Origin of the sequence: Streptomyces dysideae (assembly GCF_001514305.1) — a bacterium.
GTDB classification, from domain to species: domain Bacteria; phylum Actinomycetota; class Actinomycetes; order Streptomycetales; family Streptomycetaceae; genus Streptomyces; species Streptomyces dysideae.
Map to the genome: position 1 here is coordinate 104,468 of NZ_KQ949077.1, position 12,102 is coordinate 116,569.

13 protein-coding genes are annotated in these 12,102 nt (G+C 69.2%); 7 read left to right on the forward strand and 6 right to left on the reverse strand.

Annotation, left to right across the window (positions count from 1 at the left end; all coding sequences use genetic code 11):
• The first annotated feature begins 11 nt into the window (after positions 1 to 11).
• Entirely contained in the window at positions 12 to 1,130 is a 1,119-nt protein-coding gene (locus AQJ91_RS06805; RefSeq protein WP_067017438.1) for a tyrosine-type recombinase/integrase, read from the forward strand.
• A 108-nt stretch (positions 1,131 to 1,238) separates the two neighbouring features.
• On the opposite strand, the gene ychF is transcribed toward AQJ91_RS06805, so the two are convergent.
• On the reverse strand, positions 1,239 to 2,327 hold the full coding sequence (gene ychF / locus AQJ91_RS06810) for a redox-regulated ATPase YchF (RefSeq protein WP_067017439.1): 1,089 nt from the start codon (positions 2,325 to 2,327) through the stop codon (positions 1,239 to 1,241).
• A 343-nt stretch (positions 2,328 to 2,670) separates the two neighbouring features.
• Between ychF and AQJ91_RS06815 the strand changes: the two genes are divergently transcribed.
• On the forward strand, positions 2,671 to 3,066 hold the full coding sequence (locus AQJ91_RS06815; protein WP_067017440.1) for a DUF6542 domain-containing protein: 396 nt from the start codon (positions 2,671 to 2,673) through the stop codon (positions 3,064 to 3,066).
• Positions 3,067 to 3,073: 7 nt separating this feature from the next.
• Here AQJ91_RS06815 and ppgK read toward each other — a convergent pair whose 3' ends face one another.
• Positions 3,074 to 3,820: a polyphosphate--glucose phosphotransferase gene (ppgK, locus tag AQJ91_RS06820; protein ID WP_067017441.1), complete on the reverse strand. Its 747-nt coding sequence runs from the start codon at positions 3,818 to 3,820 to the stop codon at positions 3,074 to 3,076.
• A gap of 29 nt (positions 3,821 to 3,849) precedes the next feature.
• On the reverse strand, positions 3,850 to 4,875 hold the full coding sequence (locus AQJ91_RS06825; protein ID WP_107122362.1) for a 4-hydroxy-3-methylbut-2-enyl diphosphate reductase: 1,026 nt from the start codon (positions 4,873 to 4,875) through the stop codon (positions 3,850 to 3,852).
• A gap of 80 nt (positions 4,876 to 4,955) precedes the next feature.
• On the opposite strand from AQJ91_RS06825, the gene xseA reads away from it, so the two are divergent.
• The 3 genes from xseA (at position 4,956) to AQJ91_RS06840 (ending at position 7,133) form a co-directional block, all read left to right on the forward strand.
• The gene (gene xseA, locus AQJ91_RS06830) at positions 4,956 to 6,164 is read left to right on the forward strand and encodes an exodeoxyribonuclease VII large subunit (protein WP_067017444.1); all 1,209 of its coding nucleotides are present in this window, start codon (positions 4,956 to 4,958) and stop codon (positions 6,162 to 6,164) included.
• 9 nt (positions 6,165 to 6,173) lie between these two features.
• Positions 6,174 to 6,413, forward strand: a complete 240-nt coding sequence (locus AQJ91_RS06835; RefSeq protein WP_067017445.1) for an exodeoxyribonuclease VII small subunit — start codon at positions 6,174 to 6,176, stop codon at positions 6,411 to 6,413.
• Positions 6,414 to 6,542: 129 nt separating this feature from the next.
• Positions 6,543 to 7,133, forward strand: a complete 591-nt coding sequence (locus tag AQJ91_RS06840; RefSeq protein WP_067017446.1) for a malonic semialdehyde reductase — start codon at positions 6,543 to 6,545, stop codon at positions 7,131 to 7,133.
• 68 nt (positions 7,134 to 7,201) lie between these two features.
• Here the strand turns inward: AQJ91_RS06840 and AQJ91_RS06845 are convergent, their stop codons facing one another.
• Positions 7,202 to 7,723 (reverse strand): DUF4245 domain-containing protein, encoded by a 522-nt coding sequence (locus AQJ91_RS06845; RefSeq protein ID WP_067017447.1) that lies wholly within the window; start codon positions 7,721 to 7,723, stop codon positions 7,202 to 7,204.
• Between the two features lie 125 nt (positions 7,724 to 7,848).
• Here AQJ91_RS06845 and glpX point away from each other — a divergent pair, with 125 nt between their 5' ends.
• Entirely contained in the window at positions 7,849 to 8,883 is a 1,035-nt protein-coding gene (gene glpX / locus AQJ91_RS06850) for a class II fructose-bisphosphatase (protein WP_067017448.1), read from the forward strand.
• A 71-nt stretch (positions 8,884 to 8,954) separates the two neighbouring features.
• Here the strand turns inward: glpX and AQJ91_RS06855 are convergent, their stop codons facing one another.
• Both AQJ91_RS06855 and AQJ91_RS06860 read right to left on the reverse strand, forming a co-directional pair.
• On the reverse strand, positions 8,955 to 9,335 hold the full coding sequence (locus tag AQJ91_RS06855) for a WhiB family transcriptional regulator (protein WP_067017449.1): 381 nt from the start codon (positions 9,333 to 9,335) through the stop codon (positions 8,955 to 8,957).
• 163 nt (positions 9,336 to 9,498) lie between these two features.
• Complete coding sequence (locus tag AQJ91_RS06860) at positions 9,499 to 10,224, reverse strand: DUF1707 SHOCT-like domain-containing protein (protein ID WP_067017451.1); 726 nt, start codon at positions 10,222 to 10,224, stop codon at positions 9,499 to 9,501.
• Positions 10,225 to 10,380: 156 nt separating this feature from the next.
• Between AQJ91_RS06860 and AQJ91_RS06865 the strand changes: the two genes are divergently transcribed.
• Positions 10,381 to 12,072, forward strand: a complete 1,692-nt coding sequence (locus tag AQJ91_RS06865; RefSeq protein WP_107122370.1) for a fumarate hydratase — start codon at positions 10,381 to 10,383, stop codon at positions 12,070 to 12,072.
• Positions 12,073 to 12,102: the final 30 nt, after the last annotated feature.

The window sequence follows — 12,102 nt, forward strand, 5'->3', positions numbered from 1 at the left end:
GGAGAGGCCACTTGGCCAACATCCAGAAGCGCCCCAACGGCAAATGGCGGGCCCGCTACCGCGACCTCGACGGCAAGGAACACGCCCGCCACTTCGAGCGGAAGATCGACGCCCAGCGGTGGATCGACGAGGTCACGGCCAGCATGGTCACCGGCCAGTACGTCGACCCGCGATCGGCAAAGAAGCCCTTCAAGGAGTACGCGGAAGAATGGCGGGCCATCCAGCCGCACCGGCCTTCCACGGCCAAGGCGGTTGCCCAGCACCTGCGCTGCTACGTCTACCCAGCTTGGGAGAAACGGGCACTCGGCGCTATCAAGCCGGGCGACGTACAGAGCTGGGTCACCAGCCTCACCACCACGCACGGGCTGGCCGCCAGCACCTCACGGACGGTCTTCAACACGGTCAACGCCGTCTTCCGGGCGGCCGTCCGTGACCGGATGATCCCTCACAACCCGTGCGCCGAGGCGAAGCTGCCCTCGGCGCCCCGGAAGAAGATCGTGCCCCTGGCCGTCGAGCAGGTGCGGACGCTGTCCGAGGAGATACCCGCGCGATACAAGGGCCTCGTGCTGCTCGGCGCGGCCACCGGGCTCCGCCCCGGCGAGCTGTTCGGCCTCCAGCTCCGGCACATGGACCTGTCGCACGCGACTGTCTCGGTCGAGCAGCAGATTCAGCAGACCGCCAAGCACGGCGTGTACGTCTGCCCGCCCAAGACCGATCGCTCGCACCGCACGGTCCCGCTCCCCCGCATGGCGGTGGATGCGATGAAGGCCCACCTGCGGGACTTTCCCGCCGATGGGCCCGAGGGCTGGATCTTCACGGCGCCGCAGGGCGGACCCGTGGTCTACACGCACTTCATGGACGCGTCCTGGCGGCCCGCCTGCGCGAAGGCCGGCATCCCGAAGGGCACCGGACCCCACGCCCTCCGGCACCACTACGCCAGCCTGCTGATCAAGCACGGCGAGTCCGTGAAGACGGTCTCCGAGCGTCTCGGCCACACCAATGCGGCCATGACGCTGAACATCTACACCCACCTGTGGCCCGACTCCGAGGAGCGGACCCGGGCCGCCGTCGACAAGGCGTACGCGGACCAGTCCGCCGATGCCCAGCCGCAGGTCGACGAAGCGGCGTAGCCGCTCCCCCGCGCACTGACCGAAGTCAGCGCGCTGCGGACTCTGTGCGGACCGCAAAGGCCGCCCAGCCCGCTCCGTCGCAGGTCAGACGGCCTTTCGCCGAACGTATTAGACGTTGAAGCGGAACTCCACCACGTCCCCGTCCTGCATCACGTAGTCCTTGCCCTCCATACGCGCCTTGCCCTTGGCGCGGGCCTCGGCGACCGAGCCGGTGTCCACCAGGTCGGCGAAGGAGATGACCTCGGCCTTGATGAAGCCCTTCTGGAAGTCGGTGTGGATGACGCCGGCGGCCTCGGGGGCGGTGGCGCCCTTCTTGATGGTCCAGGCGCGGGATTCCTTGGGGCCGGCCGTGAGGTACGTCTGCAGCCCGAGGGTGTTGAAGCCGACGTGGGCGAGCGTGGCGAGGCCGGGCTCCTCGACGCCGACGGACTGGAGGAGCTCCAGGGCCTCCTCCTCGTCGAGCTCGGCGAGGTCGGCCTCGAGCTTGGCGTTGAGGAAGATCGCCTCGGCGGGGGCGACCAGGGCACGCTGCTCGTTCTTGAAGTCCTCGTCGGTCAGCTCGTCCTCGTCGACGTTGAAGACGTAGAGGAACGGCTTGACGGTGAGCAGGTGCAGGTCGTGGAGGAGGGCCTCCTGCTCCGAGTCCTGCCGGATGCCCGCGGCGAACAGGGTCTGGCCCGCGTCCAGGATCTCCTTCGCCGCCTCGACCGCGGCCACCTTCGGCGCGATGTCCTTCTTGATCCGCGACTCCTTCTGGAGGCGGGGCAGGACCTTCTCGATGGTCTGGAGGTCGGCGAGGATCAGCTCGGTGTTGATCGTCTCGATGTCGTCCTTGGGCGAGACCTTGCCGTCGACGTGGACGACGTTCTCGTCCTTGAAGGCGCGGATGACCTGGCAGATCGCGTCGGACTCACGGATGTTCGCGAGGAACTTGTTGCCCAGGCCCTCGCCCTCGGACGCGCCGCGCACGATGCCGGCGATGTCGACGAAGTCGACGGTCGCCGGGAGGATGCGCTGGGAGCCGAAGATCCCGGCGAGCTGGGTGAGCCGGGCGTCCGGGACGCCGACGACACCGACGTTCGGCTCGATCGTGGCGAACGGGTAGTTGGCCGCCAGCACGTCGTTCTTGGTCAGGGCGTTGAACAGGGTCGACTTGCCGACATTCGGCAGACCGACGATTCCGATCGTGAGCGACACGTTGCGACTTCCCGTACGTGAGAGGGCTGAAGAGGGCTGGGCTGCGGGCCCGGTCCTTCACCGACACACGGGCCGATCCCCCAGTCTACGGCGTGCCGCGCCCCGCCCCGGCGTACGTATCGAACGCTTGGCCAAGCCCTGTCCCCCGGCGTGTCTGAGGGGCGATTCGGCACATAAACCGACCTAAGTTGGTCCAGTGGAGCAACACAGGACGCGACCCGTACAGCACAGCCCGCGACGCAGCACTCCCCGGCTGCCCCCGCAGGCGGCGCGGTCCGGGGGCGAGCGCCGTCCGGCGGCGGTACGGCGGCCCGGGCCACCGCCGAGGCAGGCGGTACGGCGGATGCCCAACCCGCGGCTGACCGGGTTGGGCGGCGGGCTGTTCTGCGGGGCGCTGATGTTCCTGCTGGGCTGTCTGGACGCGCTGCTGTTCGGGGGGTCACCGACGGTGTACGGGGTGCTGTTCCTGCCGGTGTGCGCGCTGACGGCGCTGTGGATCCGCCGGGGCGACCTGGTGACCGCGCCGGTCGTCGTACCGATCGCCTTCATGGCGGGGCTGATCCCGGTGGCCGACGCGGGCGACGGCGCGGGCGACCGTGTGATGGGCCTGGTGACGGCCCTCGCCACGGAGGCGGGGTGGCTGTACGGGGGGACCCTCATCGCCGGCCTGATCGCGACGGTACGGAAGGTGGCCCTGATGAACCGACGTCGGATGACGGGCCACCGTCCCCCGGTGTGACCGCCGCCTACCCCGCCTTCGCCGCCCGCATGGCCGCCCCCACGATCCCCGCGTTGTTCTGCAGCTGTGCCGGGACGATCTCCGCCTTGATGCCCTCGATGTGGGGCAGGAACTTCTGGGATTTCCGGCTGACGCCGCCGCCGATGATGAACAGTTCCGGGGAGAACAGCATCTCGACGTGGGCGAGGTACTTCTGGACGCGGTGGGCCCAGTGCTCCCAGCTGAGGTCCTCGTCCTCCCTGGCCTTGCTGGACGCCCGCTTCTCCGCGTCGTGGCCGTGCAGTTCCAGATGCCCCAGCTCGGTGTTCGGGACGAGGACGCCGTCGACGAAGACCGCGCTGCCGATGCCCGTACCGAAGGTGAGGAGGATCACCGGGCCGCGGCGGTCGCGGCCCGCGCCGAAGGACATCTCGGCGACGCCCGCCGCGTCCGCGTCGTTGAGCACCGTCACCGGGAGGCCGCCGAGCCGCTCGCCGAACAACGCGCGCGCGTCCATGTCGATCCATGCCTTGTCGACGTTCGCCGCGGTGCGGATCGTGGCGCCGCCGGTGACCACCCCCGGGAAGGTCAGCCCGACCGGCCCCGTCCAGCCGAAGTGTTCGACGACCTGCTTGACGCCGTCGGCCACCGCGTCCGGCGTCGCCGGCTGCGGAGTGAGCACTTTGCAGCGCTCCTCCGCCAGGTCGCCCCTGTCCAGGTCCACGGGAGCGCCCTTGATCCCGGATCCACCGATGTCCACGCCGAAGATGTGCATGGCCCTACGTTACGACGGACGACTGACGGTCACTCTGCGGAGGTGCCCCCGGCGTTCGCGCCCGTGCGCTCGGCGATCAGCGCCGCCGCCTCTTCGCGCAGGTCGCGGCGGAGCTCCTTCGGCAGGGAGAACGTGATGGACTCCTCGGCCGCCCTGACCAGCTCGACGTCGCCGTAGCCGCGCTCGGCGAGCCACTCCAGGACCTCCTCGACAAGCACCTCCGGGACGGAGGCGCCGGAGGTGACGCCCACCGTCGTCACGCCCTCCAGCCAGGCCTCGTCGATCTCGCTCGCGAAGTCCACGAGGTACGCCTCGCGGGAGCCGGCGAGCTTGGCGACCTCGACGAGCCGCTTGGAGTTGGAGGAGTTGCGGGAGCCGACCACGATGACCAGCTCGGACTCGGCGCCCATCTGCTTCACCGCGAGCTGACGGTTCTGCGTGGCGTAGCAGATGTCGTCGCTCGGCGGGGAGATGAGCTGCGGGAACTTGTCCTTGAGCGCGTCGACGGTCTCCATGGTCTCGTCGACGGAGAGGGTGGTCTGGGAGAGCCAGACCACCTTCGACTCGTCGCGGACCTCGATCTTGGCGACGTCTTCCGGGCCGTCGACGAGCTGGATGTGGTCGGGGGCCTCGCCGGAGGTGCCGATGACCTCCTCGTGGCCCTCGTGGCCGATCAGGAGGATGTCGTAGTCCTCGCCCGCGAACCGGACGGCTTCCTTGTGGACCTTGGTGACGAGCGGGCAGGTCGCGTCGATGGTGGCCAGCTGACCGCGCCTGGCCTCTTCGTGGACGGTCGGGGCGACGCCGTGCGCGGAGAACATGACGATGTTCCCCGGCGGGACCTCCTCCGTCTGCTCGACGAAGATGGCGCCCTTCTTCTCCAGGGTCTGCACGACGTACTTGTTGTGGACGATCTCGTGCCGGACGTAGACCGGGGCTCCGTACTGCTCGAGGGCTTTCTCGACGGCGATCACGGCGCGGTCCACACCCGCGCAGTAACCACGGGGGGCGGCGAGCAGGACACGGCGGCCAGGCGAAGCAGTCATGCACCCCATCGTAAGGCCGCGTTCGGCGGGCCGGAGATCGCGTGGGTGACGGTCGGCCGGATGTCGGTGGGGGCCGTTACGCTCGCGGCATGGCTGTGAACTCGTCGCCCGAAACTCCCCTGCCCGTCGGTGAGGTGTCGCGGCTCATCGGGGGGTGGATCGACCGGCTCGGTGCCGTGTGGGTGGAGGGGCAGATCACACAGCTGTCGCGGCGGCCCGGCGCGGGGGTCGTGTTTCTGACGTTGCGTGATCCGTCGTACGACATCTCCGTGAGCGTCACCTGCTATCGCCAGGTGTTCGACGCGGTCGCCGACATCGTCACCGAGGGCGCCCGGGTCGTCGTACTCGCCAAACCCGAGTGGTACGCCCCGCGCGGACAGCTGTCGCTGCGGGCCGCCGAGATAAAGCCCGTGGGGGTCGGTGAACTGCTCGCCCGGCTTGAGCAGTTGAAGAAGGCCCTCGCCGGGGAAGGGCTCTTCGCTCCCCAGCGGAAGAAGGCCCTGCCCTTCCTGCCCCAGCTCGTCGGGCTGGTCTGCGGGCGCGCCTCCGCCGCGGAGCGGGACGTCCTGGAGAACGCCCGGCACCGCTGGCCGGCCGTCCGCTTCGAGGTGCGCAACGTCGCCGTGCAGGGCGTCCACGCCGTGCCGCAGGTCGTGCAGGCGGTGAAGGAGCTCGACGCCATCGACGACGTGGACGTGATCATCGTCGCGCGCGGGGGCGGCAGCGTGGAGGACCTCCTGCCCTTCTCCGACGAGCAGCTCGTACGCGCCGTCGCCGCCTGCCGTACGCCCGTCGTGTCCGCCATCGGACACGAGCCCGACACCCCTCTCCTCGACTACGTCGCCGATCTGCGCGCCTCCACCCCCACCGACGCAGCCAAGAAGGTCGTACCGGACGTGGGCGAGGAGTACGAGCGCGTGCGGCTGCTGCGCGACCGGGCCCGGCGGTGTGTGCACGCGATCGTGGACCGGGAGGAGCGGGGGCTCGCGCAGGCCCTGTCCCGGCCGTCGATAGAGGATCCGCACCGGATGATCGACGAGCGCGCCGACCATGTCGCCGCGCTCCTCGACCGGGGGCGGCGCACCCTCGGGCACCTCCTGGACCGCGCCGACTCCGAGCTGACGCACACGCACGCGCGCGTGGTGGGCCTCTCCCCGGCGGCGACCCTGAAGCGGGGGTACGCCGTGCTGCAGAAGGCCGACGGGCACGTGGTCCGCGATCCGGGCGAGGTCACGGCCGACGAGGCGCTGCGCGCGCGAGTCGCCGAGGGCGAGTTCTCCGTACGAGTCGATACATAGGGTGGGCGAATGACCGGCAAGGTGGACGAGGCGCTCGGGTACGAGCAGGCGCGGGACGAGTTGATCGAGGTCGTGCGGCGGCTGGAGGCGGGCGGTACGACGCTGGAGGAGTCCCTCGCGCTCTGGGAGCGGGGCGAGGAGCTGGCCAAGGTGTGCCGGCGTTGGCTGGACGGGGCCCGGGCCCGGCTGGACGCGGCCCTGGCCGAGGAGGAAGCGGCCGAGGCGGAGGAAGAGGGCGGCACGTCCTAGTCAGGTGTGAAGCGGATCACCTACCTTCCCCATTTGTTGAAGGTTGAACTTGTCTCGCGTACCGTCGGTTCCGTCAACCGGTCCCCGGTCCGTTTCCCGGCCCGACGCACATCCCGAGAAGGTTCACGCATGTCTCTCGTTCTTGACTCCGCCGCCCAGGACCTGCTGTTCCGTGAGGCCCGCACCGCGAACACCTTCACCGACGAGCCGGTGACCGACGAGCAGATCCAGGCGATCTACGACCTGGTCAAGTACGGCCCGACCGCCTTCAACCAGACCCCGCTGCGCATCACGCTGGTCCGCTCCGCCGAGGCCCGCGAGCGCCTGGTGAAGCACATGGCCGAGGGCAACCAGCCCAAGACCGCCACCGCCCCGCTGGTCGCGATCCTCTCCGCGGACAACGAGTTCCACGAGGAGCTGCCGGAGCTCTTCCCGCACTTCCCGCAGGCCAAGGACCTCTTCTTCGCCGAGCGCTCCGCCCGTGAGGGTGCCGCCACGCTGAACGCCGCCCTGCAGGCCGCGTACTTCATCATCGGCGTCCGCGCCGCCGGCCTCGCCGCCGGTCCGATGACCGGTCTCGACTTCGCGGGCGTCCAGAAGGAGTTCCTGGACGGCGACCACACCCCGCTGATGGTGATGAACATCGGCAAGCCGGGCGAGGACGCCTGGTTCCCGCGCTCGCCGCGGCTGACGTACGGCGAGGTCATCACCACCGTCTAACAACCAGTAGTGACATGAGGAGGCCCCCGGCGGTGCACCGCCGGGGGCCTCCTCATGCGCTCCCGCGCTCACTCCGTCTTCAGCGCTCGCGCCATCTCCGTGAGCTGCTCCAGCGAGCCCGTGCCCGCCACCACCGTGGTCGAGTCCTTCTCCGTGAGGACCAGCGCGTCGTAGCGGCCGCCGGTGTAGCGGGTCCACGTCCGGTCACCGATCTGCCGGGTGGTCTTCGACTCCTCGCCGCCCTGCGTGGCTTCCTCGATGAACGCCGACGGCTTCTGGGTCGACTGCTCGACCTGTACGTAATCCCCGTCGGGGGCGTGGAAGCCGAGGTGCCAGGCGTCGAACTGGTCGCCCTGGAAGCGGACGGAGGTGGCCTTCCAGGTGTCGGGCAGCCCCTCGGGGGCGGCCACCGGGTAGGACGCCGCCCGGCGTGCCGTGAGCAGCTCGACGCGATAGTCGACCCGCCTGACATCGGGCTCGGAGTCGTCGTGCGGGACGAAGACGTATATGACTCCCGCCGCGAGACTGATCAGGCCCAGGGAGAGCACCATGTCCCGGACCGTCTTCTGCTTGCCGTTCGAACCTGCCACGCCCCCTATCGTCGCAGGTGCCCGGCGCGCTCATCCGTGGGGTCCCCTGCTCATTTTGTCTGCCTGACGATAGAGTCGGGCCAACACCCTCATCCGGCCGTCGTCGTACAGAAAGGTGCGCTCCGATGACCGAGCATCATCATTTGCCGTCCGAGCTTGAAGTCCCCAGCGAAGCCCCCGACCGCAACCTCGCCCTGGAACTCGTCCGGGTCACCGAAGCCGCCGCGATGGCTGCGGGCCGCTGGGTGGGGCGCGGCGACAAGAACGGCGCCGACGGTGCCGCGGTGCGTGCCATGCGGACCCTCGTCCACACCGTGTCGATGAACGGCGTCGTCGTCATCGGTGAGGGCGAGAAGGACGAGGCGCCGATGCTCTTCAACGGGGAGCGGGTCGGTGACGGGACCGGGCCCGAGTGCGACATCGCCGTCGATCCGATCGACGGGACCACCCTGACCGCGAAGGGCATGCCGAACGCGATCGCCGTCCTTGCGGCCGCGGACCGGGGGTCGATGTTCGACCCGTCCGCCGTGTTCTACATGGACAAGCTCGTGACCGGCCCCGAGGCCGCCGACTTCGTGGACATCAACGCGCCCGTGGCGGTCAACATCCGCCGGGTCGCCAAGGCGAAGCGGTCCACGCCGGAGGACGTCACGGTCGTGATCCTCGACCGTCCTCGGCACGAGGGCATCATCGAGGAGATCCGGGAGACCGGTGCGCGCATCAAGCTGATCTCCGACGGTGACGTCGCCGGCTCGATCCTGGCGCTGCGTGAGGGCACCGGTATCGATCTGCTGCTCGGCGTCGGCGGCACTCCCGAGGGCATCATCTCGGCCTGTGCCGTGAAGTGTCTGGGCGGCACGATCCAGGGCAAGCTGTGGCCGAAGGACGACGAGGAGAGGCAGCGGGCGATCGATGCGGGGCACGATCTCGACCGTGTGCTGACCACCGACGACCTCGTCTCCGGCGACAATGTCTTCTTCGTCGCTACGGGGATCACCGACGGTGAGTTGATGCGGGGGGTGCGGTATCGGTCGGAGACCGCTACGACCGACTCGATCGTGATGCGGTCGAAGTCCGGGACGGTTCGGCGGATCGACTCCGAGCATCGGCTCAGCAAGCTGCGGGCGTACAGCGCGATTGACTTCGATCGGGCGAAGTAGCGCCCCGCGCCCCTAAAAGGCCAGACAGGGCGCCCCCGGTGCGGTGGGGGCGCCCTCTGGCGTATGTCGGCCTAGCCCGCTGCCGCTATGCGGCCGCCCGTGGCCCTCGCTGCCTTCTTCAGCTCCATGTCGCGGCGCCTGCGCCTCGCCAGGACCACTCGGCGTTCCGCGGCGGTGAGGCCGCCCCAGACGCCGTAGGGCTCGGGTTGGAGTAGTGCGTGTTCTCGGCACTCGACCATGACGGGACAGCGTGCGCAGACCCGCTTGGCGGCCTCCTCGCGGGACAGTCGGGCGGCGGTGGGCTCTTTCGAGGGGGCGAAGAACAGGCTGGCCTCGTCGCGCCGGCACACGGCCTCGGTGTGCCAAGGCGCTTCTTGGTCCCTGTCTCGCACTGGCACCCGCTGGGCCGGAACGGCAGCTACCTGCAGGGACGAATGCGGCGGTTGCAGCACGGTCTACTCCTGACGACGGCTTCGCGAGCGAGAGACGATGCAGCAAGGTCTACCCGCTGTACGCGTGCCTATGCAGGCAGTTCCGAACCGCTGGATTTCGGGGGGCCGTGTGCGGTGCCGTGAGCGGAACGGTTCACTTCGGTTGCGGTCCGATTCGCAACCGTCAACGGTCCAGATGTTTGCGCAAACTCCTGTCGACCTTGTGCTGAACCCGATCGAGGATGTCCGCCACGAGGCTGCCCCGCTTCGGTCGGCCCTCGACACTGCCCAGGACGGCCCACCCGTCGACGTACACCACGGGAGCGTCCGTCTCGGCCGCGTCGAGCGAGTCCACGTCGAAGTCGCCCAGGACGCCGCCGCCGGTGCCGCGCAGCGAGACGTTCTCCGGGACGCGGACCTCGACGCTGCCGAAGACCGAGATCGCCTTGATGACGACCTGGCGGTACTCGAAGAGCGCCTCGCTGAGATCTATCTCGACGCTGCCGAAGATCGCGTACGCGTGGATGCGGCGGCCCGCCCGGAAGCGGCCCTTGCGGGTGGCGGCACTGAAGACCGCCACCACGTTGTCGTCCGGGTTGTGCGGGATCGCGTCCGTGGGGCGGCTGGGCGCCGGGGAGGCGTACGCGCGCGTGGCGTGCTCCTGGTGGGCGGCGGGCAAGTCACGTATGAAGACGTCCAGTTCGCCGACCGTCTTGGCGCTCAGCACGCCCTCGACGCGCTCGGAGTGCTCCTCCGCGGTCAGGCGGCCCTCGGCCAGGGCCTCGCGCAGGATGTCCGCGATGCGGTCACGGTCGGCGTCCGAGGCGCGCAGTTCGGAAACGCGCGGTGCCACGCGCGGTGCCGCGTCCGACGCCGTGTCCGACTGCTGTGCGTGCTTCTGAAGGTCCACGGCAGCAGCGTACCGAAACACGATAGATCGCGATAGTCCCAGCAGTTGTCGAACTGAGCCTTACCTCACAGGCTCGCCGCCGGTGGCAGGTTCTACGCTGGTGGGCGCCGCCAATGGAGGCCGGCCGCGCTGTCTGTCGAGTGAGGAATGGGCGACATGCCATCTAGTTCCCCCCCAACCCGCCCTGCGTTCGCGTACACCGATCTGCTCCCCATGGGAGAGGACACCACCCCGTACCGGCTGGTGGCCTCCGAGGGTGTGTCCACCTTCGAGGCCGACGGGCGGACCTTCCTCAAGGTGGAGCCGGAGGCGCTGCGCAAGCTGGCAGAGGAGGCCATCCACGACATCCAGCACTATCTGCGGCCCGCGCACCTGGCTCAGCTGCGGCGCATCATCGACGACCCCGAGGCGTCCGGCAACGACAAGTTCGTGGCCCTGGACCTGCTGAAGAACGCGAACATCGCGGCGGCGGGTGTCCTGCCGATGTGCCAGGACACCGGTACGGCGATCGTCATGGGCAAGCGCGGGCAGAACGTGCTCACCGAGGGCGGCGACGAGGCGGCACTGAGCCGCGGCATCTACGAGGCGTACAAGAACCTGAACCTGCGCTACTCGCAGATGGCTCCGCTCACCATGTGGGAGGAGAAGAACACCGGGTCGAACCTGCCGGCCCAGATCGAGCTGTACGCCACCGACGGCGGCGCCTACAAGTTCCTGTTCATGGCGAAGGGCGGCGGCTCCGCCAACAAGTCGTTCCTCTACCAGGAGACGAAGGCCGTCCTGAACGAGGCCTCCATGATGAAGTTCCTGGAGGAGAAGATCCGTTCGCTGGGTACGGCCGCCTGTCCGCCGTACCACCTGGCGATCGTGGTGGGTGGTACGAGCGCCGAGTACGCCCTCAAGACCGCGAAGTACGCCTCCGCGCACTACCTGGACGAGATCCCCGCCGAGGGCTCACCGCTCGGCCACGGCTTCCGGGACAAGGAGCTGGAGGAGAAGGTCTTCGAGCTGACGCAGAAGATCGGGATCGGGGCGCAGTTCGGCGGCAAGTACTTCTGCCACGACGTGCGCGTGGTGCGGCTGCCGCGGCACGGGGCGTCCTGCCCGGTCGCCATCGCCGTGTCCTGCTCCGCCGACCGGCAGGCCGTCGCGAAGATCACCGCCGAGGGTGTGTTCCTGGAGCAGCTGGAGACCGACCCGGCGCGGTTCCTGCCGGAGACGACGGACGAGCACCTCGACGAGTCCTCCGACGTCGTCAAGATCGACCTGAACCAGCCCATGGAGTCGATCCTCGCCGAGCTGACCAAGTACCCGGTGAAGACCCGGCTGTCCCTCACCGGTCCGCTGGTCGTGGCCCGTGACATCGCGCATGCCAAGATCAAGGAGCGGCTGGACGCGGGCGAGGAGATGCCGCAGTACCTGAAGGACCACCCGGTGTACTACGCCGGTCCGGCGAAGACGCCTGAGGGTTACGCGTCGGGTTCCTTCGGCCCTACGACCGCCGGGCGCATGGACTCCTACGTCGAGCAGTTCCAGGCGGCGGGGGGCTCCAAGGTGATGCTGGCGAAGGGCAACCGCAGCAGCCAGGTCACCGACGCGTGTGACGCCCACGGTGGCTTCTACCTCGGTTCCATCGGCGGGCCGGCCGCGCGGCTCGCCCAGGACTGCATCAAGAAGGTCGAGGTCGTCGAGTACGAGGAGCTCGGCATGGAGGCGGTCTGGAAGATCGAGGTCGAGGACTTCCCGGCGTTCATCGTCGTGGACGACAAGGGCAACGACTTCTTCCAAGATCCGGCGCCGGCGCCTACGTTCACGTCGATTCCGGTACGGGGGCCGGGGCTGGCGTAAAGGGGCTCCGCCCCCTGGACCCCCGGCCTA